Genomic DNA, 24,826 nt, shown 5'->3' on the forward strand with positions numbered 1-24,826 from the left:
GACGGGACTGTACGACGTGAAAACGGGAACGAGGTGGAAGGGTTTGGGAATCTTAAGGGCTTAGTCGTCGCCGTAGCAGTCGCAGCCTTCGAGGCCCAGCTTCGACGGGTTGTTGTTCCAGTAGTCGAGGACGTCCTTGATGGGTTCGCCATTCACTCCGCCGGCGTACCAGTCCTCTTGTCCCTTCGTGGCGTCGTTGAGCCAGTCCTGTGCGAGACGTTTGACGTCCCGAACTGAGTCCCCCTTGTAGGGGCCGTACATAATTTCCGAGTCGACACACGGGTCCGGGTTCTTTCGGTTCTGGAAGTTCAGAATAGTGGCCATCAGGTGCTTGGCCATGATAAGGTCCTTCGAGCCCTCTGACGGGTCGAGGAGTTCGATATAGTCTCCATTTCCGTTAGTGGCATCTACGTCATTTTTCGGCCCTTTTGTCTTCATCTTGGGGACGAACATGTATCCGTAAAGGGGATACGGAATGGGTGCTACATCTTCCCACGCTTTGGGGTGATTCGCCCAGTAGCCGGGAGTTCGGGGACACGCTGTCGCAACAGCACTACCGGAGACCGCCGGGATACCGATACCAATGCCGAGTGCCGACATCGCACCGAGTCTCAGGACGGAGCGTCGAGTTGGTGAGAATTTTTCGTTTGTCATTTCATTCAGCCACGAGAGTGGCAAATAGAGAGATGCTATGCGGTAGAATAGTTATACATCAGAGATTCTTGATTAGAAGAATTTTATGACCGGCCGATTCACCGCGAGTGACAGTTGAATCAGAACAAGTAGGGTGCATATATCAAAGTAAATGACAGTAAACGAAGGGCGAGTGTCAAGTATTTCAGACAATCGTCGTACCGAAATCAGCGGCATTCTCCCGCCGCCCTGTTTGGGTTCAAAGCTAGTCACGTCGCACGTGCCGCACGCGTACGTAGACGCTCGAAACTGTCGGTGAGAACGGTCTACTGTCGCCGTTACGTCTCCTACTAACAGTTAGTGAACTGGGGTTAGGAACTGCCAACTACCTTCGACGTCCGGGCCGATGACAACGAAAATTAATATGGTAAAGGATACCATATAAGGACTACAGGCTACATTGTATAATCACTAATACAAATTAAAGGGTATATATACATAACAATTATTAACTATGTATCCGCCGGTTTTCCTATGGCACGGGATACCAAGCCACTCAATCGCAGAGATGTGCTAAAAGCAACTGGTGCAGTCGGATTAGCTGGACTGGCCGGTTGTACAGGTGGCGGCGGCGGTGATGGTGACGGAAATGGCGGCGGTGACGGTGGCGGAAACGGCGGCGGCGGAGGCGGTGAAGACTACCCATCTCTCGGGAACTACCCGATAGAGGGGGACACCGCGACGTTCGGATTCAACGTTCCGCAGTCGGGACCGTACGCCTCTGAAGGTGAAGACGAACTGCGAGCCTACCAGCTCGCGGTAAAGCACCTCAACGAAGGTGGCGGCTGGGTCGACACCCAGTTCGACGACCTCTCGGGAGACGGCGTCCTCGGCTACACCATCGATTACGTAGACGGGGATACGGCGACCGACGCAGACCAGGCACGGCAGTCTGCCTCCGGGATGATTCAGCGTGACAACGCGATCATGATTTCCGGTGGGTCGTCCTCGGCGGTGGCAATCGCAGTCCAGGGACTGTGTCAGAACGAGAAGGTCATGTTCATGGCCTGTCTGACGCACTCGAACGACACCACCGGCAAGGACTGTGTCCGCTACTCCTTCCGTGAGATGTTCAACGCGTACATGACTGGGCAGGCGCTCGCACCCGTCGTCAAGGATGCGTACGGTGAGGGCCTGAGCTTCTACCAGCTCTACGCCGACTACAGCTGGGGCCAGACGCAGCAGGCGTCGATGAACCAGTTCATGACCGACGTCGCCGGCTGGGAACAGGTCGAATCCGTCGCAACGCCGCTCGGGACCACGGACTACTCGACGTACCTCTCCGAAGCGCAGAGCTCCGGCGCGGACGTTCTCATCTTGAACCACTACGGCCTCGACGGCGCGAACTCCGTCCAGCAGGCTGTGGACGCGGGTATCAACGAAGAGATGGAGATTCTCGTTCCGCTGTACAACCGCCCGATGGCGGAAGCCGCAGGCGGCGCCATCGAGGGCGTCTACGGGACGCTCGCGTGGGACTCACAGCTCGACAACACACCGTCGAAGGAGTTCACCGAAGCATTCCAGAGTGAGTACGACCGTATCCCATCCGGGCCGGCACAGGTCGCATACGCACAGACGCTCCAGTACGCGGCGGCCGCCGAGCGGGCAGGAACGTTCTACCCGCCAGAGGTCATCAAGCAACTGGAAGACTACGAGTACGACAACATCGGCATGGGCGCAGAGACGATGCGTGGCTGCGACCACCAGGCACAGCGCGACGTGCCCGTCGTCCAGGGTCTCCCAGGCTCCGAACAGGAGGCTGGGGTGTACTACGAGATTGTCAACGTCACCAGCCGCGACGATCTCGGCTACGCATGTGACGCAGGACCGGCCGCCGAGTGTGAACTCGGCCCCTACGAGTAAGGCTCCCTGCCTTCACCGTTATATTAATGAAAGTTAATCGCAGACAACTACGCATACGTAAATGAGTAAGAGTAACATACCCATGACAGAACCTGTCTCAAATCGCGGACGTGGGGGTGGTCGGTTGTGAGTATCTTCTCCGACATCATCCTCATCCTGCTCAACGGGCTTCAGCAGGGTGCAATCTACGTCCTCCTCGCCGTCGGTCTCTCAATCATCTTGGGGACGCTCAAGTTCGTCAACTTCGCCCACGGTGCGCTGTACTTGATTGGCACCTACGCTGGCATCTTCATCGCACTGAACATCTCGTTGTCGAACGGAAAACTATTCGAATGGGGCTTTACGACGTTCGGGCTCGATTGGGGCTTCTTCGCCGCGTTGGTGTTAGTCCCGATTCTGGTGTTCGTCGTCGGCCTACTCATGGAGCGGTTCGTCGCCCGCCCGTTCTACGACCGACCCGACACCGACCAGATTCTCGTGACGTTCGGGCTCGCAATCGTCGTTCAAGAACTGTTCCGCATCCTCTTCGGCAGTAACAGTCTCCCCTTCGACCAGCCCGAGCGGATTCTCTCGTTCGGGTCGTTTGCAGGGATTCCCGTCTCGGGACCCATTGCACTCCCCGTCGTCGGGAACTTCCCGCAATGGCGTCTCTACGTCATCGGCATCACGGCCGTCCTCGTCGCCCTCGTCTATCTCCTCGTCGAGTACACCGACTTCGGACTGGTCGTCCGTGCAGGGACCCGTGACGCAGAGATGGTTCGACTGCTCGGTATCAAGATTACCCGCCCGTACATCGTCGTCTTCGGTATCGGCGCGGCGCTCGCGGGTGTCGCGGGTGTCGTCGGTGGCCCGCTGAACGTCGTCAACCCGACCATCGGGACGAACATCCTCGTCCCGGCGTTCCTGACCGTCGTCATCGGTGGTGTCGGCAGTATCGCCGGCGCTGTCGTCGGTGGCGTCGTCTTCGGACTGACGACGGCCGCACTCGTGTCACTCGCGCCTGCGTGGTCGCAGGTCGGACTGTACGCGATTGCGGCAATCGTGCTTCTGACCCGACCACAGGGTCTCCTCGGTGACGAGGAGGTGGCACCATGAGTGAAAAAGACGCCAATCCAAGCGCAAACGAGACGCTCGTCGGTGGCGACCTCTTCGGTCGCTGGGAACAACTTCGCGGCAAAGAAGGAACCGTGGTCGGTACCACGGCCGTCTTCGTCGCGCTCTTCCCGTGGGTCTTCGCCCGCGCACCGTTCGTCTCCGAGTTCCTGCAAGGCTACCAGAGTCTCGCGACGCTCATCCTCATCTGGGGAATCTTCGCCATCGGCTTCGACCTGTTGCTCGGCTACACCGGACTCCTGTCGTTCGGTCACGCCGCCTTCTGGGGCGGTGCGGCCTACGCTGCAGGTATCGTCGCGAAGAACATCAGTGGCGACCCAATCGTGATGATTCTCTCGGGGACGCTCTTCGCGGTGCTCCTCGCGTGGCTTCTCGGGTTCCTGTCGCTGCGTCGTGGTGGAATCTACTTCTCCATCCTGACGCTGGCGTTCGCACAGATGATGTACTTCATGGCGGCGTCGCCGCTCGCGTTCCTGACCAACGGTGAGAACGGACTGACCGGCGTCGACGTTGGAAGCCTCTTCGGGATGATTCACCTCGAAGCCGACATCCCCTCTGTCGGTGGGATGCTCCTCGGAACGTGGCTCTACGCCTTCGTCGGCGTCCTCTTCGTCGCCGCAGTCGCAGTCGCGTACCGCATCCTCAACTCACCCTACGGGATGGTCTTCCGTGCGATTCGCGAGAACGAACAGCGTGCAGAGTTCGTCGGACTCAACGTCTGGCGGTACAAGCTCATGGCGTTCATCATCTCCGGCGCCTTCGCCGGCCTCGCCGGGAGTCTCTTTACGATTCACGGTGCGTACGTCCCGCTCCAGTCGCTGTTCTGGACGGAATCCGGAGACATCGTCGTCATGACCGTCCTCGGTGGTGCGGGGTCGATGTTCGGTCCCGTCCTCGGGGTCGGCGTCTACCTCTACATCGAGAACATCGTCAGTACCATCCGCGTGCTGACGATTCCGTTCACGGATATCGTGCTCATCAAAGACTTCGGCTTCTACTGGCACCTGCTCCTCGGCATCGTCTTCGTCGCAGTCGTCTGGGTCGTTCCAGACGGCCTGTGGGGTATCATCGGCCGCGTCCGCGAGTACGTCTCCGACCGCATGGGAGGTGAGCGCTGATGCCGCTCCTCGAAACTGAGAACCTCGTCAAAGAGTTCGGTGGCCTCGTCGCAACCGACGACGTCAACCTCACCGTCGAAGAGGACGAGCGCGTCTCTATCATCGGCCCGAACGGGGCCGGCAAGTCGACGCTCATCAACCTCATCACCCGCCGACTCGACCCGACGAGCGGCGATATCCGCTTCAAAGGCGAGTCTATCGTCAACCTCGAACCACACGAAGTGGTCCAGCGAGGCGTCTCGAAGTCGTTCCAGACTGCGTCTATCTTCCCCGACCTCACGGTCCGCGAGAACGCAGAGATTGCCGCACTCGCCGCCGAGCGCGGTGCGTTCGGCTTCGAGTTCTTGAAGCATCGAGACTCGCTGACCGACGTTCACGACGTCGCACGCGACACCCTCGACTCGGTCGGCTTGCTCGAGCGGGCTAACACCGTCGCGACCGACCTCCCGTACGGTGACAAACGCCGCCTCGAAATCGGAATCGCACTCGCCAGTGAACCGGACCTGCTCCTCATGGACGAACCGACTGCCGGGATGTCTCCCGAAGAGACGAAGTCGACGGTCGAACTCATCGAGCAGGTCAAGAAGGACCACGGACTCACCTTCGTCCTCGTCGAACACGACATGGAAATCGTCTTCAGCATCTCCGACCGCATCGTCGTCCTCAGTCGCGGTGGCATCATCGCCGAAGGAACCCCCGACGAGATTCGGGGCAACGAGGCAGTTCAGGAGGCCTACCTCGGAGGTGTCGAGATATGAGCCTGCTCGAAATCGACGGCATCGACGCCTACTACGGCGAGAGCCACATCATCCGTAACCTCTCGATGAACGTCGAGGAGGGTGAAATCTGTACGCTCCTCGGCCGCAACGGTGCCGGGAAGACCACGACGCTCCGGTGTATCTCCGGTGCGACCCCACCCGACGTTCGAAACGGTGCCATTCGGTTCAAGGGCAACGACATCACGAGTACCCCCGCGGAGGACGTCTCCGTCCAGGGTATCTCGCTGGTTCCGGAAGAGCGCCGTATCTTCCCGAACCTCTCTGTCGCCGAGAACCTCCACCTCGCAGAAGTCGTCAACAACAAATCCAACACGTGGGGTCGGTCGCTCTCGTTCGGCCACAAAGGGATGTCGACGGAGGAAGTGTACGAACAGTTCCCCCGACTCGACGAGCGGAAAGACCAGCGCGCGGGGACGCTCTCCGGTGGCGAACAGCAGATGCTCGCCATCGCCCGCGCGCTGAAGCAGAACACGGACCTGATGCTTCTCGACGAACCCTACGAGGGACTCGCGCCCAAGATTATCGAGGACGTCGAGGACGCCGTTCAGCGCATCAGCAACGAAGGGACGACGATTCTCCTCGTCGAGCAGAACGCCGCTGCGGCCATCAAACTCGCAGACCGCGCGTACGTCATCGACCAGGGCGGAATCGTCTTCGACGGCACCGCCGACGAACTCCGTGACGACCAAGAGACCCGCGAACGTTACTTGGGTGTCTAACCATGGCAGCAGTAAATCCTAACCATCTTCCAGACCCGGAGACGGCCCTCGAGACGCTCATCGCCGCCGAGGCGGTCGAAGAAGCATCCGATGGAACGCTCTCGACGACCGAGGAGTTCGAGAAGACGCTGGCCATCTACCACGACATCTACGGTGCCGTCTCGACTGCGGAGTTCCACAACACCGTCGCCGAACTGTTCGGACTCGACGCCGAGACTGCCGAAGAACGCATCGAGGAGTTCGAAGTCGGCAGAGAAGACGTCGTCGCGTATCTCGCGGCCCAGTCGTACCTCGACGTCCCAGTCGAACAGGACTTACTCATCGTCATGGCGGGCCTCCTCGTCGAAATCACGCCGTCGTCGCCCGTTCCCGAGCAACTCACGGAACTCGACGACGACTCGTACGAAGCGTTCCTCGACGAGAACCCCGACGCAGTCGTCACCGTCTGGCGGCGTAACTGCGCTCCGTGTGATAAGATGAAAGCGGAACTGGACGCTATCCTCGAACGCGTCCCGGATGGCGTCGCCATCGCGGGCGTCGACGGCGAAGCAGTCGGCGACTTCTGCCGTGCGTTCGACGTCGATGCAGCACCGTCGGTCCTCTGTTTCGGTGATGGCGACCTGAAAGAACACGAATCCGGCCGCCGAACGCCCGACGAAGTGTCGGACATCTTCGGCCGCGTCTGGTAGTTTACGTTCGCTTCGTCTCTCCCGTCACCATGACGGGACGGTCGGAGTTCAGAATCACTGTCTGCGTGACACTCCCGAAGAGTGCCTTCCCGGCGGGCGAGCGCTTTCGTCCGGCGGTGACGATGAGGTCAGCGTCCTCTTCCTCGGCGAACTCGATGATGACTTCCGCTGGGTCGCCTGACGACTCGTTGACGTCGTATTCGATGCCCCGTTCTTCGAGGAACTCGCTCGCTTCGCGAACCGAGTGAATCTGCGTCGCCGAGGCACCGCTTGGGTTGTTCGTGAAACTGTGGATGAGCGTTACTTCCTTTTCAGAGGCGTCGCCGGGAAGGTCCGCAACTGCCTCGACACACGCGAGTGCGTGGTCTGCGTCGTCGTCGATACCGATTACCACGTGATACATACTATCACGTCCCAGTGGCTGGCCTTAGTATTTGTGTCGGTCGTTCGTTCGGATTTCGTCACCGACTCTCCGACGTCTCTTCGTCGAGTCGGGCCGAGACGAAGACGACGAGGGCGAGTGGGACGCCGAGGACGAGTGCGATAGTTAGCGCACCGTACGCCGCAAAGCCGAGGGGTGTCGCGGGGAAGGGAATCAAAAACAGGAATCGCGGCGGAGAGAGTCCCGAGACGAACGTCCCGGTGAGAAACCCGGCGAGACCCGAGACGGCGACGAGGGCGGCGTACAACCCGAGGACGAAGCGTTGACCGCGGACGTTCGAACTCACGAGTCGTCGTCTGCGTTGCACGGGTTAGGGGTTTTCGTTCCTGCCGGACGCACCGACGAACCTTTTGCTGTACACTCACAACGCTTCGATATGTCGGATACGGACATCCTCGGAATCATCCTCGGGGCCGTCGCGATACTGATGTTCGTCGTGGGAATCCTCCTCGTCGTCTGAGTCGCGTCTGGCCTTCGGCACACTACCGACGAGAGCGGGTGCACTTTTCAGTCGAGAACCGTGGTGAGCGACTGCGTACTCTTGTGTCTGTTCGCTCGATTCGAGTGACGAAAGGGCGTCCGCTCACGAACGCTGTGACCGAAAAATGAAACCGAGTGTTCGTGCTTACTCGTCCGCGGTGGCGTCAGTCTCGTCGACTGGGTCGTCGGATGAGACAGCAAACATCTCTTCTCCTTCGTAGATTCCACCGTCGGTTGCGAGTTCCGCCTCTTCTTCACCGCCGTCAGCGACGGCCGTCTGGAGCTTGCGGTCGAACCAGTGCCATTCGGCCGTGACGAGGCCGTCGTCCGCGAGGTCCCACGGGTCGCCGTCTTCGACCTTCGGGCCTTCGAGCCACGACTGGACGAAGTTCCAGACGAAGATTATCTGTCCGACGAGCAGGATGAGCGCGCCCACCGTCGCAATCTGGTGGAGCGTCGCGAACTGTGGCAGGTAGGTCGCGTAGCGACGGGGCATGCCACCGTAGCCGAGGAGCACCATGACGAAGAACGTCAGGTTGGTGCCGACCATCGACAGCCAGAAGTGCCACTTACCGAGCGTGGTCTGGTACATCCGGCCAGTGTAGAGCGGGAACCAGTAGTAGAGGCCGGCGAAGCCAGCGAAGGCGATGGCACCCATGACGATGTAGTGGAAGTGACCGACGACGTAGTAGGTGTCGTGGAGCACGAGGTCCACCGGAATCGACGCGAGGAAGACGCCCGTCACGCCGCCGATGATGAAGTTCGACACGAAGCCGATACAGAAGAGCATCGGCGTCGTGAGTCGAATCTTCCCGTTCCACATCGTCGTAATCCAGTTGAACGTCTTGACTGCACTCGGAATCGCAATGGCGAGTGAGACGGCCATGAACGACGCCCGCAGACGGGGGTCGATACCCGTCGCGAACATGTGGTGGGCCCAGACACCGAACGAGAGCACACCGATTGCGAGCGTGGAGTAGACGACGAACTTGAACCCGAAGAGGCGACGGCCCGCGAAGCGGGGGAGCACGAGGCTCACGATACCCATCGGGGGGAGCACGAGGATGTAGACTTCGGGGTGGCCGAAGAACCAAAACAGGTGCTGCCAGAGAATCGCACCGCCGTCGACGGCGAAGAACATCGTGCCGAAGTTCCGGTCGAGGAGCAGCATCAGGATGGCGCTGCCGAGAAGCGGGAACGCGAACAGGATGAGGCCCGACTGGGTGAGGATGGTCCACGAGAAGATGTCGAGGTTCGCCCAGGTGACCTTCTCGTTACGTTCGGTGAAGATGGTCGCGATGAAGTTGATGGCACCCATCGTGGCCGAGACACCGGAGAGGTGCAGTCCGAGCAACATCAGGTCCACACCGGCGTTCATCTGGTTGCCAGACCCGACACCCGCCGAAAGCGGGGTGTACATCGTCCACGCCGTCTGTGCGGGGATGACATCAGGGATGGGGAAGAACCCGGCCCAGATGAGCAGTGCCGCCGGCGGCAGGAGCCAGAATGCGATTGCGTTGATGCGGGGGAACGCCATGTCGTCCGCGCCGATGAGAAGCGGGATGAAGTAGTTCGAGAACGCCGCGATGATGGGCGTCCCGAACAGGAAGAGCATGGTAATCCCGTGGCTGGTGAGCAACGAGTTGTAGAATGTGTTCGAAATCAGTGTGCTCGCAGGGTCCGCCAATTCGAGGCGCATCACGACGACCATCAGGCCACCCACGGCGAAGGCGATGAGCCCGTATGTACCGTAGAGTATCCCGATGTCTTTGTGGTCGACAGTCGTCAACCAGCGAATAACCCCGGACGGCTTCTCCTCCGAGACGTACTGCTCTGTGCCTCCGACGGTCCCACCGCCCGCAAGCGGGGTGTACGACCGCCAATTTTCGACCCGCGCGAGCCACGCGGCGACGGCGATGAGGAAGAGCCCCATCAACACCGTCAGTGCTAGCTGTCCGTTAACCTCCATGGAAGTGCCTGAGGAGTGCAGGGTAATGAAAGGTTCGGGAATCCCCTGCGCTAAAAGGGACTTTAAGCCGAGCCTTCTGCTGATTCGACAGTTTCCGCGTCGGTCGATTCTTCGAGTTCCGCCGTTGTGTCCTCGTGCTCGCTGTGAATTGGCTGAGCACCGGGAACCGTCGCCTGTCCGGGCAGGTAGACGGTGTCAGTCTTCTCGGACCCGGCGATGGCCTTCCCCGAGAGGTAGGTGAGGACCGCCAGCAGGACGAACGAGCCAATCATGATGCCGTACTGGAGTCCCGAGGTGAGTGATTCGAACCCGAAGGGGTTGAACAGAGTGAACCCCACGACGAAGAACAGGATGATGACCAACGGGACCATGTTGACCGTCAGGTCGAGCATGGTCTCCTTGTCGAAGGTCTTACTTACCATACCGAGATACTGGGGCACGCCGTTCAAATAGATTGTTGGTTTCTCGCGAGCGAACGGACGCGCCACCCCACACGAGACGGGCGAGACGGATGTCGCCGATACTCGACTCCGCGTAGCGGGCGAGTCGCCCCTCAGATGGTCTGTCGTTGCTCGAAGACGAACAGTTCGAACACCACACCGCCGACGAGGAGTAACGCCCCGGCGACGATGACGGCGTAGCCACGCGTGACGAGGTTGACGTCCGTAAAGGCGAGTACCCCGCCGAATGCGAAGAGGATGACCGACATGACCACGAGCGACCGGATGGTCGATTCGACGTACCCCGACTCACGGAGCATCCCCGCGATGCTCCCGGTGAACAGGAGTAAGCCACCGACGGCGAGGGGAAAGAGGTCGAAGAGGAGGCCAAGTTCCGAGAGTGGGATTCCGAGCGCGACGAACACCGGCCACGGACTGGCCGTTCGGTACTGGTCGGAGAGTCCCGGCGCTTCGTCCATATCCGTCTCTTGGACTGGGTCGTAACAAGCCCTTCGGAACGGGCGTTATCGGACCGAGATTCCCTGTCGAGTCAGATAGTCGCTGACACGCCGAATCTCGACTGGACTGCCGATGATTCGGACCGTCTCGTCTGTGTGTGCGTGAAACGAGACGACGAACTTCGCGTCGATTTCTTCCCGAACGTCCTCCAGAACGTCGTTCGAGAGGATGATCTGTGTACTATCACGGAGCGTCCCGGGACTCGGCATCTGTCGTTAGCGAGGGGTTGGATTGGCTCAGTATAATCGTGGCGATACATCTTCGCTCGCGCACGCGCACGAGGTGACACCAACCGAACTAAATCTGGACTCTCTCACACTCGTCCGGTTCTTTGCTCCCAGAACGGCCCGAAACCCCCGCAGACGGACGGCGACAGTGACACGGAAGGTCCTTTCGACGCCCCGGGTTCGAAGGAAAGGGTTTTTCGACGGACACGGCCGAACTTTGGACGATGGGACTGGAGGAAGAGATCGAAGAAATCCGCGAGGAGATATCTAGCACGCCTTACAACAAGTCGACCGAGGCGCACATCGGCCGACTGAAGGCGAAACTCGCGGAACTAAAAGAGAAACTCGAGAACCAGAGTTCGGCCGGCGGCGGGCAAGGCTACGCCGTCGAGAAGACGGGCGACGCGACTGTCGCACTGGTCGGATTCCCGAGCGTCGGCAAGTCGACGCTCATCAACGCGTTGACCAACGCCGACAGCGAGACTGGCGAGTACGAGTTCACGACGCTCAACGTGAACCCGGGGATGCTGAAGTACAAGGGTGCGAACATCCAGATACTCGACGTTCCCGGCCTCATCGAAGGCGCTGCAGGTGGTCGCGGCGGCGGCAAAGAAGTGCTATCTGTCGTCCGCACCGCTGACCTCGTCGTCTTCATGCTCTCGGTGTTCGAGATAGAGCGATACGAACGACTCCAGGAGGAACTCTACGCCAACAAGATTCGCTTGGATACGTCGCCACCGAGTCTCTCTATCAACAAGACAGGCAAAGGTGGAATCAACGTCACGAAGAGTGACAGCGTCGAACTCGACGAAGAGACGATAAAGGGCATCCTTCGAGAACACGGCTTCGTCAACGCAGAAGTGACGCTTCGCGGCGAGACGAGCATCGACGAACTCATCGACGGCATCATGAAAAACCGGGTCTACCTGCCGTCTATCGTCACCGTCAACAAGGCCGACCTCATCGACAAGGACTATCTCCCGACTGTCGAAGAGAACCTCCGAGAGGTCGGCCTCGACCCCGACGAAGTGACGTTCATCAGCGCCGAGGCGGAGAAGGGACTCGACGCACTGAAAGAAGAGATGTGGGAGGCACTCGGCCTCATCCGTATCTACATGGACAAACCGGGTCGCGGCGTCGATTACGAAGAACCGCTCATCCTCCGCGAGGGTAACACCGTCGACGACGCCATCCACGAACTCGGTGCGAAACTCGACGAGCGATTCAGATTCGCTCGCGTCTCCGGGCCGAGTGCGAAACACGACGACCAACAGGTCGGCCGCGACCACGTACTGAAAGACGAAGACGTCCTCCGAATCATCGCACAACGGTGACGAGCGACCACGAGGGACGTCCGTCTTCCCGACCCACCTCGTCTTCTTCCTCCCTCACTGGCACTCGACCGACGAGGCTCGCCCTTCTGCTCGTCGTCGGTGTCGTTCCGTGGTCTGTCCAGACGTTTTCGACCGGGTCGACGACGCTCCTCTTCGCGTGGGGGCTCCTCACCCCATCGCCACTGAGCCTCACGACTGTGTTCGACTTCTTCTTCCGGTACACGGCCGGCCTTCCCGACTACATCCTCGTCTGGCCCGTCGGAATCGCATGTTACGCCGTGGCGGTCGGCAGTGGACTCTCAGGATATCTCTTCGGGCGTGAAGACGTTCGGATTACGGCCGCTGGACTCGTTCTCGCCGGTGTAACGCAACTCGAACTCGCTCGCGGATTTTCGGTCCAACCCGGTCGAACTGCGTGGCCGTTGGGGACGGTTCTCCTCTGGGCGGTTGCTGGCTACATCTACTGGTCGACGCGTGCGGAATCGAGTGAATCGAGTCGCTGACCCACTCTTAATCGAGTCGCTGACCCACTCTTAATCGCGTCGCTGACTTCTCCTCTTAGTCGTCTGCCGTCGCCTCTGGCCGGTAGTTCATACTGACTGCCTTCCACGTCCCCGTGCGGAACCGGTAGTAGTTGAGCACCGCGGGAATCGACGTTTCGGCGAGGAACGCGAGGTAGAGTCCGCCGAGTCCGAGCGACGTAACCGACCCGAGGTAGGCGAGCGGAATCGACCCGAGGAACATGCCGACGAACTGACTGCCGAACGTCCACCGGGTGTCGCCGCTGGCGTCGAGGGGACCCGCCGACCCACCGGAGACGCCCTGCAACACGACGGCGACACAGGCGACGTACACCAGATTGACGGCAATCGGAACGGCGGGGTCGGTCGGGTCGTTGACGAACCCGAGGACGATTTGCTGTGCGAACACGGCGACGAGGGCCGCGGAGACGAGATACGTGGCGACGGCGAATCGAATGACTTCGTTGCCGTAGGCCTCTGCTTCCTGTTCGTCGTCCTGACCGAGTGCCTGTCCTACCAGACTCGACGACGCGAGGCCGAACCCCCAACCGGGCGTGTTCATCAGCCCCCAGATACGGCGTGCGATGACGAACGCCGCGACCACGTCGGGTCCGAAGCTGTCGAGGATGGCGAGCATGGGGAACTCGGCGACGGTCCAGACGAGACCACGGCCCATCACCGGGAGACCGATTTCGACGAGGTCACGGAGGGTGTCAACGTCCACGAACGTCCCGAACGGGTCGATGGTGACGGGGAACGCGCCCACGCCGGGGAGCGCCCCACGGGTCAGACCGACAGCGAACGCGCCCGTGACGACGACGTTCGAGAGAACGGTCCCGAGTGCCGCCCCTTCGACACCCATCCCGAGGCCGAAGATGAGCACCGCGTTGAGGGCGATGTTCACGACGGCCCCACTCGCGCGGAGTACCATCGCGGTGTAGGCGTCGTCCGTTCCGACGAGGACGCGACTCCCGATGAGGTTCAGCCCTGCGAAGGGGACGCCGAGGCCGACGATTCGGAGATACTTCGCCCCCAGGTCGATGGCTTCGGCGTTGCTACTCAGGAGCGAGATGAGTTCTGTCGGGAAGAGCCAGAAAATCGCCGTGACGGGGAGCGTCGCGACGACTGTGAGGAGTGCACTCGACCTGACTGCGAGACCCAACTGTTCGATTGCGCCAGCGCCGTATCGCTGCGAGACGAGCGCGATGGTTCCCCCCGCAACCCCGCCGCCGAGAGCGAATGCGAGTCCCCAGAACGGCCCCGCGAACCCGACGCCAGTGATTGCGACCGTTCCCGAGGCGATACCGACCATCGCCACGTCCACCGCGTTCTTCGACATCCGGGCGATGCCGGTAACGATGCGGGGCCACGCGAGGTTGGCAGTACGGACCGCTCGCTCCCTGTCGACGAGGCCAACGCGGGAGAGGGCGAGTCCGATTCCGACGATGAGGAGTCGGACTGGATTGGGGACAGCGGGCACGACTAAATCGTACTGGAGGGGAGTACTTATGCGGCACGTAACGACGCGACAACAGCGGTAGCGGGCGTGTGCCAACCACCGACGGGGAGTTCCGCGTCCGGTACGTTTTTCGCCAGCGCGACACAGTTGTCGTGTATGTCCGGAATCCTCGACCACGTGATGATCCGTGTCGAAGACCTCGACGAGTCGCTCGACTGGTACACGACTCACCTCGACTACGAAGAGAAGGGTCGGTGGGAGGCCGACACGTTCACCAACGTCTATCTCGGCCCCGAAGACGTCCACGAAGAGGGTGCAGTTCTCGAACTCACCTACAACCACGGTGACCACACCTACGAGATAGGCGACGCGTGGGGACACATCGCGGTTCGCGTGCCAGAGGGCGAACTCGAAGAGTCCTACCAGCAACTCATGGACGAGGGCGTCGAAGACTACCGCGACCCAGAGTCCTGTGGCGGGCGCTACGCGTTCGTCAAAGACCCCGACGGCCACGAAGTCGAAATTGTCCAGCGCGACCAGGGTGCCAAGTGGAGTCTCGACCACACCATGATTCGCGTCGAGGACGCCGACGAGGCACTCGGCTTCTGGACGCGCAAGTTCGAATACGAACACACCGGCCGCTGGGAGTCCGACTCCTTCGCGAACTACTTCATGAAGCCCGAGGGCGCGTCCGAGGAAGCGATGGCGGTCGAACTCACGTACAACTACGACGGGCGTACGTACACGATGGGCGACGCGTGGGGCCACCTCGCAATCCGCGCCGACGACCTGAACGACTACTGGGAGACGCTGATGGAGCGTGACGCAGAAGACTACCGCGACCCGGCGTCCTGTGACGACCGCTACGCGTTCACGAAAGACCAGGACGGCCACGAAATCGAGATTCTCCCGAGCGACTTCGAATCCCCGGAATAGCCACCTCTGTCCGGATTTCTGACGACCCGTCTTTCTGTTCAGTTCTTTGGTACCGTCGCTGCTGTCTGCGATTCTCCACTCATCAAATAAATTAACACTCTGCGTTGGTAGAGTGTATCTCAATCGAGATAATACACAAAGCATTTATAATGAGGACCGATACGTCTGGCCGTACCCCTACCCAAGGTGATACCAGCGAGTAACCCCACGCCCTGACCTACCCCGGGGCGTACTTGGGACGAAAGCTGCCTCGCCGACTGCAGATACATCTATAAACAATGACACGCAACAAACAAATCCGCGCGGTCCTACTCGCTGCGCTGATGGTCTTCTCGGTTTTCGCCGGGTCCATCGCGTTCACGGGCAGTGCTGCTGCGGCTGTAAGTAACGTGTCCGTTACCGAGAGCACGGTCGAAGCAGGCCCCTCTGCCTCGGTTTCGGTCACACTTACTGACGACGGTAGCGGAACGGATGACTATACTGTCTGGCTTGACGATGGCGACGGTGTTTTCGAGTCTGGTGAAGTCAACGCGACGTTCACTTCCACCTCGGACTCCCTCGTGATCGGTGATGTTGCAGCAGGTGACTACAACGTTTCGGCATACGAAGGTGCACCGTCTACGGGCACCACGGCCGAATCGAACGCGTCTCTGACTGTCACCTCCGCAGCTGCCCCCGACTTTGAATCGGCAGTCCACTTCACGGACGGCACGCCCCAGGTCGAAGTTTCCTTCGACGAGGACGTCGCAACCGTCAACGAACTTAACGTCACGGCGGGCGACTCCAACCTGACGCAGTCCTACACGACTACGGACGGTCAGGTTCTGGCAGTCCTCAGCAACGTTGAGACGGACGACCTCGAAGTCACGTACAACGTGACCGACGCCTCCGGTAACAACGTCGAAGCAACCGAAGACGTCACCTTCGCGCCTGTCTACGTCGCGAACAACTCCAACAACACGGCCTACAAGGGCTCGAAAGTTGCAGTTGACGCAGGCTCGCTCGGCATTGACGTCGAAGTCGAAGGCGCTGACGAAGACAACAACTACCAGTTCGCTGGTTCCACTGGCGACAACAGCCAGATCTTCGTCTTCGACACCGAAGGCCGGACGCTCGACACCTACGAGTTCACCATCGGCGGTGCTCAGGACGCTGAAGTCGAAGTCCGCGACCTCGGTCTCGAAGTCGCAGTCGACGACACGAACATCACGACGGACGACGACTTCGAAGGTACGGTCTCGGCTAACGCCGGCAGCCGTTCCATCGACGTCGTCGCCCTCGACTCCGACGGTGACGAAGTCGACGACGCAACTGACTCCTTCGACCTCAACGGTCAGGGTGAAGCCGACTTCAACGTTGGCGCGCTCGACGCTGGCGACTACACGGTCGAAGTGACGGACACCTTCTCCGGTGTCACCGTCGAATCCGACACGGTCACGGTCGAGAAGGCCGCTGACTCCTCGTCGGACTTCTCCAGCTCCGTCATCACCGAACAGGTCGGCGACATCGCTGAAATCACCGTGACGATGCAGGGCACGGACGAAGCCGAAGTCATGATCGGCGGCGACAACGTTGGCTACACGGCTAACGTCACCGTCGAAGACGGCAACGACGACGGCGAAGTCGTCCTCCTGTTCAACACGTACGACGTCGACAGCATGTCGAACACCTTCGACGTTGACGACAGCGACGACGACGTCACTGTCGACGACATCGACACTGGTGTCACGCAGACGCTCGACGCTGGCGACTACGACCTCGAAGTCGCGACGGGCGGCGATGCCGACAACGTCGGCACCCTCGTCCTCGAAGAGCGCAGCACGGACAGCCAGGCTGTCTGGACGGCACCAACCGGTGACGACGCTGACCTCACTGAAGCGTCCGACGTCTACGACGCAATCGAAAACAGCAACCTGACGCAGACTGACTCCGTCGCCAACGGCGACGTCGTCGTCCACCAGGTTGTCGCAACCGGTCTCGAAGGCGCGTACGAGATGGACAGTCTCGACACCGAGACCAACCTCACTATCGAACAGACGAACCCTGGCCCGAACCGCGAAGCCAAGGTTCTGAACGACTCCGCAGCAACGGTCATCGCTGACGGCGAGAATGACACGTACTTCTTCGTCTACGACCTCGACAACGTCGACGCGACGCGCACCGAGTTCTACGACGAGGGCGCATCCACGAAGTACGACGTTGAGGACGACGACGCGTTCAACGCGACGTTCACCGTCCTTGAGGGCAACCTCTCCGACGTCGAAGACGGCGAGGAAGTCTCTGCCGAATACGAAGTCGTTGCTCCGGAACTCAGCCTCGACGCTGACCCGATCAACGTCACGGCATCCGCCGACCAGTCGGTCTCCGGCTCGGCTACGGTCGCCCCCGGTACGGAACTCACCATCCGCGTGAAGTCCACCGGTGACACCCAGCCGCGCTTCCTCAAGACCGGCTCGGCCTACGTCCAGGCTGACGGTTCCTACTCGACCGCCTTCGACTTCTCCGAACAGAAGTCCGGCGACGAGTTCACGGTGACTGTCTCCGTCGACGCCGGCTCGGCTGACGACGTCTCCGCTGACGGCAACGTCGGCGACGTCCAGACCGAGACGACGACTGAAGAGACGACCACCGAGGAAACGACCACCGAGGAAACGACCACCGAGGAAACGACCACCGAGGAAACGACCACGGAAGAAACCACCACGGAAGAGACTGAAGAGCCCGCTGAGACGACGACCGAATCCAGCACGCCTGGCTTCGGCATCGCAGTCGCTCTCGTCGCGCTCGTCGCTGCGGCACTCCTCGCAGTCCGCCGCGACTAACGTCGCTTCCTAACTAACCGGGTTTCCCGGTTCCCTCAACTTTCTTTATCGACGCTGACCCCGGAGCGGCAGCACTGTCCTCGGTCGAGACTGTCTGTGTTTTCGACCGGTCGAGCGCTGTCGCTGCACGCAACGACAAGGGATTTATTTCGTCCACGTGTTCCAACACGTATGCCCGGTCTGCTCTCCGATATTCTCGCGTGGGTTGCCATCGCAACCTTCGTCGCCGGTGTGGTCGCCAACCGACGCGACCGCGAACTCGCGCGGCGAGTGATGGCTGCCGCGTGGGTCCTCTTTGCCATCTTCTGGCTCCAACTCATCCCGCACTTCACGCTCGTCCACAAGAGCTACATCGAGGGGATACTGACCATCGCCGCGGTTCCAGCATCGCTCTACGCAGGATGGTTGCTCTACAGCGGCCGTGACACGCTGTTCGTCCTCTCGCGTGCAGTTGCAGCGATGGGACTCGTCTACCTCCCCTTCGAGACGATTCCTGCACTGACACTCTTCGGGGCGACGGTTCCCGCGCCTCGTGGCATCTTGATGGAGTCTGTCGCGGCACAGACGAACTTCCTCATCGAGTCACTCGGCTACTCGACGACGATGATTCGCGGCGACGAAGGCTACCTGAACACGTTCCTGTGGATGCAGGGAAGCCACCGTATCGAAATCGCCGTCGTCCTCGCGTGTACGGGTCTCGGGAGCATCGCTATCTTTGCAGGACTCATCACGGCCGTCGACGCACCGGTTCGGCGGAAGTTCCGCGCGTTAGCCATCGCCGTTCCGATTATCTACGCGCTGAATCTCCTCCGGACGACGTTCATCACCATCTCTGTCGGAAAACAGTACTTCCAGATATTCGTCGACGAGGTGCTGTTCTTGTTCGGGTCGTCGGACCCGTATCTGGTGTCGTTTTTCATCTCCGACCGAATCATCAGTCAGGTGCTGGCCGTCGTCGCACTCGTCGGAATCACGTATCTGGTCGTCCGCGAGGTGCCGGAACTGCTCACCGTCATCGAAGACATCCTGTACATGGTCACCGGAGAAGAGTACGACCTCCACAGCGAACTGGGGTCCGACGGGCCAAACGACCGTCGCGCGTAATCTAGTTCTCGTCTTCTGTCCGCGACGGCCCTATCGTTCGTCGAGACGGCCCTATCGTTCGTCGTAATCGAACAGCGATTCTGGCGCCCCGCCGAGTCCGACCAGAGCGTCTGCCTCGACGTGGTGGACTTCCCCTGGAATGATGAGCATGTGAAGCGGGTCACCGAAGTCGCGGGTGGCAAGTTCACCGAGTCGGTCGGCAGCGACCACCGGATTCGGACTCCCTGCTCGGCAGACTGCGACGCCGAGCGCATCGGCGTCCCAGTGCTCTGCGAACAGTTCGGCAGCGTAGTCTGCGGTCATGTACTCGTCGCCTTCGACTTCGACGCCTCGACGGCCTTCCCAGTCGACTTTGATATCGAGATAGACGAGCGTGTGTAACCCACGCTCGCGGTTCGCTTCGAGCGAGTCGACGACGCTCTTCGGCACGGGGTCGCCACCGTGGACGTACGGGAACGGAAGTGTGACGGCTTTCCCGAAGCGGTAGTTCTGGAGGCCAGTCAACCCACTCGCAGCAGATTGCGCTGTCACACCGTGGACGAGGCGCGTCTCGATACCGCGTGCTTCGGCACGGAGGCGCAGGTCGACGTGCGTCGTCGAAATCATCGTGTCCCCGGCAGTGAGGAACGCCACGTGGCCTTCTTCTGCGGCGTCGAGAATTTCGGTCGGGTCCTGTTCGACACCTGCTCTATCGCGGACTTCGATGTCGATGTCGTGGTAACTTTCGAGGTCTTCGACAGCGGCACCGACGAGGTGACTCGTGTAGAACTCTGCGAAGGCACGGTCGGCATCTGCGAGGGCCTCACGCCCCTCGACGGTGATAGACCGTTCGTCGTAGAGACCGAGTCCAATGAACGTGAGCATGGTTTTCCTCTATCGCGGGCGAAGATAAGCGGCCTGACCGACGAACGTCCAAATGGACGTGAGAATGTCCAACAAATTATTATACACTGACGGTAAATCTTACCTCTGTATGGCAACGAGTAGCCGTGTACTAGAGACGAAACTGTTTGGACAGGACGTAACGTTCGAGTATTCAGAGCGATGGGTCGGCCTCTCGCTGTTCATCATGCGGGTCGTGATGGGATGGACACTCTTCCAAGGTGGTGTGACGAAGCTCGTCACGTATCTCGACGCTGACCCGTCGAACAACTGGACGGCGGCCGGGTTCCTCGCGAACGCAATTCCGCCCGGGAACCCCCTCATTGGGTTCTTCGGTGCGATGGCGGGTAATCCGCTCATCGACCAGCTAAACATGTGGGGACTCACCCTCACTGGATTAGCACTCATTCTCGGCGCATTCGTCCGGTTTAGCGCCTTCTGGGGTGCAATCATGATGCTGTTCTACTGGGCGGCATCGCTCGAGGGTGGTATCCTGGCCGGCCTCCCACTCGCACACGGATGGGTCGTCGACGACCACATCGTCTACGCCGTGTTGCTGTTCGGACTCGGTGCCTTCGGTGCCGGCCGAATCCTCGGTGTCGACGCCTACCTCGAAAACCTGGAGTTCGTCAAGAAGAACCGGTGGATGAGCCTCGTAATGGGTTGACACCCATCGTCGGTTGACGACTTTTTTTTTCGAGGACTCCACTCCGTACGCGGCTTCTCTTCGCATTCACTCTTGTATCACATGCTCTATACTCGCAATTGTGGGTAATTTCTACACGATTTCTCTCCCCTAAATCGTCGATTCCGACAGAATTACCTCTCCGGCTGTGTTCCGTACGAACAATGACGAACACCCGTGCGACGGTTATCTGTCCAACGTGCGGCCTCGAAGAATCGTTCTCGAAACTCGCTGACGCCCGTCTCCGAATCGAAGACCATCGCGAAGCGACCGGCCACGACCCAGAGTGGGAGTTGGGCCGGTTCCCACCGGGTGTCGAGAAGATGGGCGAAGAGGCTGGCGTCTGCGGAATTCCGGACCTCTGAACCCGGACCCGTTTCGGTCCCGGGGGCGGCATTTCGAGGGTTCGGCGGGTGTCGGTGTCTCCGTTGGGGGACTCGTACTTATGCTACCAGACAGAGTATAATCACGAATGGTCGAGGCGTACGTCACGATACAGACCGGAGCGGGAACCTCACAGCACGTCGTCGAACAACTTCGGACGCTCGATAAGGTTCGTAAGGCAAACATCGTCGCAGGCGACGTCGACGTCATCGCCGAAGTCGAAGCGGACACCGAACAGAGCCTGTTGCAACTCCTCTCGGAGGAGATTCATCAAATCGAAGGCGTCGGTCACACGAGAACGTGTATCGTACTCGGGTGAATCCCCGACTGGCCACCGTCGGCCCACCCGCTCGTGGGGTATTCGATTGCGACGACGAGTGAGAACACTCCGGGGTGGTTCGGAAAGTAAGCCGGTGGAGGGGATTGTGAACGACGGTCACTCCGCTCGCTTCACTCGCGTCGCTCCCTCGTTCAAATCCCTCACGGGGCTACGTTTGACGCTCACGGACTCGTCGCTTCGCTCCTCGTGTAGTTCGCGTCAAAAAGAGCCGGTGGAGGGATTTGAACCCTCGGCCTATTCCTTACGAAGGAATCGCTCTGCCAGCTGAGCTACACCGGCGCGGTGGGCTTTCGAACGCATTCAATCGTACCCCGGAGACGTAATTAAGACTTGCGAATCAACCCGGTGTCTGCCGGTCGTCACCACGTCGTCTCAGGGTCGCTTCGTCAGGCGAACGTCGAGACAGACGTTGTACTCGTGGGGGGCGTACGACCGGACGATTTTCTCTTCGAGCACTTCGATTTCGTACTCGGGTTCGGCGGCGGCACGAACCGCGTCGAGTCCGGGTCCGAACGGGTCGTCTTCGTGCTGGATGTCGTAGAGGTGGATGACACAGTCGTCGCCGGCGAGGCGAACCGCGGTGTCGAGAAAGTCACTCGCACTGTGCGGGAGGTTCATGATGAGTCGGTCTGCCCACCCCTCGTACTCGTCGGCCACGTCGCGGACGTCGCCGTGAATCGCCGTGACGCGGTCAGCAACGTCGTTTCGTTCGGCGTTCGCTCGGAGATACTCGATGGCAACCTCGTTCAGGTCGCACGCGACGACGTCGGCCCCTGCTTTCGCGGCGGGGATTGCGAACGGGCCAACACCGGCGAACATGTCGAAGACGTGTTCGCCCGACGCGATTTGCTCGACGACGCGATGGCGCTCGGTAGCGAGACGAGGTGAGAAGTAGACGGCGTCGATGTCGAGACGGAGTTCGGTGCCGTACTCGCGGTGGACCGTCTCCGTCGAGTCGCCGACGAGGACGTCCCAGTCGCGGACGCGAAGCTCGCCTTTGACCTTCGAGGCGCGGTTGACCACCGTCTCCGCCTTGAGGTCGGATGCGACGATTGCGTCGGCAATCTCACGGGCACGGTCCGCATCGTCTTCGTCGAGAATGACGACGTCACCGAGTCGTTCGTACGAGGGTTCGTAGCCGAGGATATCCGTCGGCGTCGTCTGCGTCTCGCGGTTCGGTGACTCGTAGTCGACGACGTCGAACCCTTCGGGCACGTCGCCGGCGTCGACGACTGGGATGTAGAGATACCCCTCCACGACGGTAATCTGGTGTTCGTGGTCCAACAACCCGGCGTCGGCGAGACGTTGGCGTGTCGCTTCACCCGACTCCCGAGGGACACGAACACAGGGGACGTTCATATCCTCACACTCGTCCGACTGAGAGTAAGGGTGACGTTTCGAGCTGAATATATAATACCTTGATACATCAGGGAACATCTATACGCCAGCGGACCGAATACGAATATACGCCCACAACAGACGATTCTGTCGTGCCAGTGGGCGTGCCTCTGACAACGGTCGGGCCTCTCCCGGGGCCCGTTTTGGTAAACTGACGACTGACCGTCAAAGTGGATGTATTTTATATTCTCAGTCACATGTTTCTCGAAAGATGAGTTGTATCGCGGAGTTCACCATTAATAGTCAAGCCCTCCCCCTCATGGACGCGATAAAGCGAGCGCCGGGGATACGCCTCGATGTCGAACAGTTCGTCGCGGCGGACCCCAAACAACCGGTTCTCTTCTTGTGGGCCAGCGACGGCGACTTCGAGGCGTTCGAATCGGGGTTACGACGGGACGACACGGTCGAAAGTCCGCAGTTGATGGAGTCGCTTCCAGAGCGACGCCTCTACAGAGTACAGATATCGGACGACGCAGGCGCTGTCGTCTACCCCAACGACGTCGAAGTCGGGTCGTGTCGCCTCGATATGGCGTTCACTGCCGACGGACTCCACACCCGAATGCGGTTTCCGGACCGGGATGCACTCGTTCGCTACCGCAGTCTCTGTCGGGAGATGGGACTGGAGATGAACGTTCGGAGTATCTATCGCGGTGACACCGAACAGGCGACCGAATACGGTCTCAGTGAGAAACAGCGAGAAGTACTCACGCTTGCCGCCGAGATGGGTTACTTCGAGGTTCCGCGGGCAGTCTCGCTTTCTGACCTTGCGGCGGAACTCGATATCTCACCGCAGTCTGCTTCCGAGCGCCTCCGACGCGGGGTGGCGACGCTCGTCTCGTCCACCGTCTGTTCCGACATCCCCTCTTCTCGGTAGTTATACGTCCACCATCTGGTCGTCGATACCGAGTGTGGATTCGGCGTCTTCGAGCCAATCGCCGATGGTCTTCGTCTTCCCACCTCTGTCGTGCGGATAGACTGCGTCGACGGTGTCGCCACTGAACACCGCGACGAGGGTCTGTGGGAGCACGACGGTGTCGTGGGCCGGTCCCATCCGTCCCGACCCGACTCGCGCGTGCTCTTCGATAGACGGTAGTTCGGCGCCTTCGCTTCGAGCCCACTGCTTGAACTCCGAGAGTCGTTCGCGGATAATTCCCTCGCGCATCGTCGGCGCCGTGTCTGTCTCGACGTCGACGTTGTGGTTCCACGTCCGGAGACAGATGTCGTCGAGATACCCTTCTCTGACGAGGCGCTCTAATCTGACGACGAGCGCCTGATGTTCCTCACCGGACCCGTCTCGAATCGGCCGAAGCCAGAGTTCGGCGGTCCGTGAATCGGTAGTTTGCATCACTGACACACCCGCACGTATCTACGACTGCGGCCAGCATAAGCCGAATTCCCACTTCCCGACTGTCGAGAATGGGACCGGGTTGGGACCGACGCGTACTGGAGCGGCCGGTTTTATCGACGCTCCGCGCGTCTGTTCTGTCATGTTCGGCCACATCCTCGTCCCGACTGACGGAAGCACCCACGCGGTGCGTGCCGCCGAGTATGCAGTCGACCTCGCATTGACGTACGATGCGGTCCTTCACGTCCTCTACGTCGTCGACGTACGAACGTCCCACGCGGACACACCTGTGGACGACGAGTCGACGCGCGGTGTGTCGGCAGTCGAGGCAGTCGCCGACCTCGCCGAAGCGCGTGGCGTGCCCGTCGAGACCGAAATTCGCGTCGGCCTGCCGTATCGGGCTATCGTCGAATACGCGGACGACCACGATACCGACCTCGTCGTGATGGGGACTCACGGGACGAGCGGACTCGAACGATATCTCATCGGAAGCGTCGCAGAACGAGTCGTCAGGCTCTCCGACGTGCCTGTGATGTGTGTTCCGCCCGCGTCCGACGACGCGTAA

28 protein-coding genes and 1 tRNA gene are annotated in these 24,826 nt (G+C 60.4%); 17 read left to right on the plus strand and 12 right to left on the minus strand.

What is annotated here, in order from left to right; translation table 11 throughout:
* Positions 1–60: 60 nt before the first annotated feature.
* The gene (locus tag ACK3R5_RS04150) at positions 61–654 is read right to left on the minus strand and encodes a Tat pathway signal protein (RefSeq protein WP_411968153.1); all 594 of its coding nucleotides are present in this window, start codon (positions 652–654) and stop codon (positions 61–63) included.
* Between the two features lie 513 nt (positions 655–1,167).
* Between ACK3R5_RS04150 and ACK3R5_RS04155 the strand changes: the two genes are divergently transcribed.
* The 6 genes from ACK3R5_RS04155 (at position 1,168) to ACK3R5_RS04180 (ending at position 6,974) form a co-directional block, all read left to right on the plus strand.
* Positions 1,168–2,556, plus strand: a complete 1,389-nt coding sequence (locus ACK3R5_RS04155) for an ABC transporter substrate-binding protein (RefSeq protein WP_411968154.1) — start codon at positions 1,168–1,170, stop codon at positions 2,554–2,556.
* A gap of 126 nt (positions 2,557–2,682) precedes the next feature.
* Positions 2,683–3,651, plus strand: coding sequence for a branched-chain amino acid ABC transporter permease (locus ACK3R5_RS04160; protein WP_411962800.1), 969 nt, complete (start codon positions 2,683–2,685; stop codon positions 3,649–3,651).
* Entirely contained in the window at positions 3,648–4,787 is a 1,140-nt protein-coding gene (locus tag ACK3R5_RS04165) for a branched-chain amino acid ABC transporter permease (RefSeq protein ID WP_411962801.1), read from the plus strand. The genes ACK3R5_RS04160 and ACK3R5_RS04165 overlap by 4 nt, the downstream gene beginning before the upstream one ends.
* On the plus strand, positions 4,787–5,545 hold the full coding sequence (locus ACK3R5_RS04170; RefSeq protein ID WP_411962802.1) for an ABC transporter ATP-binding protein: 759 nt from the start codon (positions 4,787–4,789) through the stop codon (positions 5,543–5,545). Before ACK3R5_RS04165 ends, ACK3R5_RS04170 begins: the two co-directional genes overlap by 1 nt.
* Complete coding sequence (locus ACK3R5_RS04175; protein WP_411962803.1) at positions 5,542–6,285, plus strand: ABC transporter ATP-binding protein; 744 nt, start codon at positions 5,542–5,544, stop codon at positions 6,283–6,285. Before ACK3R5_RS04170 ends, ACK3R5_RS04175 begins: the two co-directional genes overlap by 4 nt.
* 2 nt (positions 6,286–6,287) lie before the next feature.
* The gene (locus ACK3R5_RS04180; RefSeq protein WP_411968155.1) at positions 6,288–6,974 is read left to right on the plus strand and encodes a thioredoxin family protein; all 687 of its coding nucleotides are present in this window, start codon (positions 6,288–6,290) and stop codon (positions 6,972–6,974) included.
* 1 nt (position 6,975) lies between these two features.
* On the opposite strand, the gene ACK3R5_RS04185 is transcribed toward ACK3R5_RS04180, so the two are convergent.
* Both ACK3R5_RS04185 and ACK3R5_RS04190 read right to left on the minus strand, forming a co-directional pair.
* A complete protein-coding gene (locus tag ACK3R5_RS04185; RefSeq protein WP_411962805.1) occupies positions 6,976–7,377 on the minus strand; it encodes a universal stress protein in 402 nt (133 codons plus the stop codon).
* A 58-nt stretch (positions 7,378–7,435) separates the two neighbouring features.
* Positions 7,436–7,702 carry a cox cluster protein gene (locus tag ACK3R5_RS04190; RefSeq protein ID WP_411962806.1) on the minus strand — a complete coding sequence of 89 codons (267 nt, stop codon included), beginning with the start codon at positions 7,700–7,702 and terminating at the stop codon, positions 7,436–7,438.
* A 15-nt stretch (positions 7,703–7,717) separates the two neighbouring features.
* Here ACK3R5_RS04190 and ACK3R5_RS04195 point away from each other — a divergent pair, with 15 nt between their 5' ends.
* Positions 7,718–7,876 (plus strand): hypothetical protein, encoded by a 159-nt coding sequence (locus ACK3R5_RS04195; protein WP_411968157.1) that lies wholly within the window; start codon positions 7,718–7,720, stop codon positions 7,874–7,876.
* A gap of 165 nt (positions 7,877–8,041) precedes the next feature.
* On the opposite strand, the gene ACK3R5_RS04200 is transcribed toward ACK3R5_RS04195, so the two are convergent.
* The 4 genes from ACK3R5_RS04200 to ACK3R5_RS04215 all read right to left on the minus strand — a co-directional run bounded on the left by ACK3R5_RS04200 (position 8,042) and on the right by ACK3R5_RS04215 (position 11,033).
* Positions 8,042–9,829: a cbb3-type cytochrome c oxidase subunit I gene (locus ACK3R5_RS04200; protein ID WP_411968684.1), complete on the minus strand. Its 1,788-nt coding sequence runs from the start codon at positions 9,827–9,829 to the stop codon at positions 8,042–8,044.
* A 98-nt stretch (positions 9,830–9,927) separates the two neighbouring features.
* Positions 9,928–10,287: a DUF6684 family protein gene (locus ACK3R5_RS04205; RefSeq protein WP_411968158.1), complete on the minus strand. Its 360-nt coding sequence runs from the start codon at positions 10,285–10,287 to the stop codon at positions 9,928–9,930.
* A 131-nt stretch (positions 10,288–10,418) separates the two neighbouring features.
* Entirely contained in the window at positions 10,419–10,784 is a 366-nt protein-coding gene (locus ACK3R5_RS04210) for a cox cluster protein (RefSeq protein WP_411962808.1), read from the minus strand.
* Between the two features lie 45 nt (positions 10,785–10,829).
* Positions 10,830–11,033, minus strand: coding sequence for a hypothetical protein (locus ACK3R5_RS04215; protein ID WP_411962809.1), 204 nt, complete (start codon positions 11,031–11,033; stop codon positions 10,830–10,832).
* Between the two features lie 242 nt (positions 11,034–11,275).
* Here ACK3R5_RS04215 and ACK3R5_RS04220 point away from each other — a divergent pair, with 242 nt between their 5' ends.
* Together ACK3R5_RS04220 and ACK3R5_RS04225 are read left to right on the plus strand one after the other, a co-directional pair.
* Positions 11,276–12,385, plus strand: coding sequence for an OBG GTPase family GTP-binding protein (locus ACK3R5_RS04220; RefSeq protein WP_411968159.1), 1,110 nt, complete (start codon positions 11,276–11,278; stop codon positions 12,383–12,385).
* Positions 12,382–12,888 (plus strand): TIGR04206 family protein, encoded by a 507-nt coding sequence (locus ACK3R5_RS04225; RefSeq protein WP_411968160.1) that lies wholly within the window; start codon positions 12,382–12,384, stop codon positions 12,886–12,888. The genes ACK3R5_RS04220 and ACK3R5_RS04225 overlap by 4 nt, the downstream gene beginning before the upstream one ends.
* A 55-nt stretch (positions 12,889–12,943) precedes the next feature.
* Here ACK3R5_RS04225 and ACK3R5_RS04230 read toward each other — a convergent pair whose 3' ends face one another.
* A complete protein-coding gene (locus tag ACK3R5_RS04230) occupies positions 12,944–14,386 on the minus strand; it encodes an MATE family efflux transporter (RefSeq protein WP_411968161.1) in 1,443 nt (480 codons plus the stop codon).
* Positions 14,387–14,521: 135 nt separating this feature from the next.
* Here ACK3R5_RS04230 and ACK3R5_RS04235 point away from each other — a divergent pair, with 135 nt between their 5' ends.
* The 3 genes from ACK3R5_RS04235 (at position 14,522) to artA (ending at position 19,227) form a co-directional block, all read left to right on the plus strand.
* On the plus strand, positions 14,522–15,301 hold the full coding sequence (locus ACK3R5_RS04235) for a VOC family protein (RefSeq protein ID WP_411968162.1): 780 nt from the start codon (positions 14,522–14,524) through the stop codon (positions 15,299–15,301).
* A 278-nt stretch (positions 15,302–15,579) separates the two neighbouring features.
* On the plus strand, positions 15,580–18,123 hold the full coding sequence (locus ACK3R5_RS04240; RefSeq protein WP_411968163.1) for an ArtA-dependent S-layer glycoprotein: 2,544 nt from the start codon (positions 15,580–15,582) through the stop codon (positions 18,121–18,123).
* A 171-nt stretch (positions 18,124–18,294) separates the two neighbouring features.
* On the plus strand, positions 18,295–19,227 hold the full coding sequence (gene artA, locus ACK3R5_RS04245; RefSeq protein ID WP_411968164.1) for an archaeosortase A: 933 nt from the start codon (positions 18,295–18,297) through the stop codon (positions 19,225–19,227).
* Between the two features lie 51 nt (positions 19,228–19,278).
* Here the strand turns inward: artA and dph5 are convergent, their stop codons facing one another.
* On the minus strand, positions 19,279–20,091 hold the full coding sequence (gene dph5, locus ACK3R5_RS04250) for a diphthine synthase (RefSeq protein ID WP_411968165.1): 813 nt from the start codon (positions 20,089–20,091) through the stop codon (positions 19,279–19,281).
* Between the two features lie 109 nt (positions 20,092–20,200).
* Here dph5 and ACK3R5_RS04255 point away from each other — a divergent pair, with 109 nt between their 5' ends.
* From ACK3R5_RS04255 to ACK3R5_RS04265, 3 genes are all read left to right on the plus strand, one after another.
* Positions 20,201–20,776: a DoxX family protein gene (locus ACK3R5_RS04255; protein ID WP_411962817.1), complete on the plus strand. Its 576-nt coding sequence runs from the start codon at positions 20,201–20,203 to the stop codon at positions 20,774–20,776.
* Between the two features lie 182 nt (positions 20,777–20,958).
* On the plus strand, positions 20,959–21,159 hold the full coding sequence (locus tag ACK3R5_RS04260) for a hypothetical protein (RefSeq protein WP_411962818.1): 201 nt from the start codon (positions 20,959–20,961) through the stop codon (positions 21,157–21,159).
* Positions 21,160–21,266: 107 nt separating this feature from the next.
* On the plus strand, positions 21,267–21,497 hold the full coding sequence (locus ACK3R5_RS04265; RefSeq protein WP_411962819.1) for an Lrp/AsnC ligand binding domain-containing protein: 231 nt from the start codon (positions 21,267–21,269) through the stop codon (positions 21,495–21,497).
* Positions 21,498–21,724: 227 nt separating this feature from the next.
* On the opposite strand, the gene ACK3R5_RS04270 is transcribed toward ACK3R5_RS04265, so the two are convergent.
* Positions 21,725–21,797 (minus strand) — tRNA-Thr (locus ACK3R5_RS04270).
* Positions 21,798–21,890: 93 nt separating this feature from the next.
* Positions 21,891–22,877 (minus strand): class I SAM-dependent methyltransferase, encoded by a 987-nt coding sequence (locus tag ACK3R5_RS04275; protein WP_411962826.1) that lies wholly within the window; start codon positions 22,875–22,877, stop codon positions 21,891–21,893.
* Positions 22,878–23,127: 250 nt separating this feature from the next.
* Between ACK3R5_RS04275 and ACK3R5_RS04280 the strand changes: the two genes are divergently transcribed.
* Complete coding sequence (locus tag ACK3R5_RS04280) at positions 23,128–23,790, plus strand: helix-turn-helix domain-containing protein (RefSeq protein ID WP_411962827.1); 663 nt, start codon at positions 23,128–23,130, stop codon at positions 23,788–23,790.
* Here the strand turns inward: ACK3R5_RS04280 and ACK3R5_RS04285 are convergent, their stop codons facing one another.
* Positions 23,791–24,261, minus strand: a complete 471-nt coding sequence (locus tag ACK3R5_RS04285) for an HTH domain-containing protein (RefSeq protein WP_411968166.1) — start codon at positions 24,259–24,261, stop codon at positions 23,791–23,793.
* Positions 24,262–24,403: 142 nt separating this feature from the next.
* Between ACK3R5_RS04285 and ACK3R5_RS04290 the strand changes: the two genes are divergently transcribed.
* Entirely contained in the window at positions 24,404–24,826 is a 423-nt protein-coding gene (locus ACK3R5_RS04290) for a universal stress protein (protein WP_411968167.1), read from the plus strand.

This window comes from Haloferax sp. YSSS75, assembly GCF_046764215.1.
Taxonomy (GTDB): Archaea; Halobacteriota; Halobacteria; order Halobacteriales; family Haloferacaceae; genus Haloferax.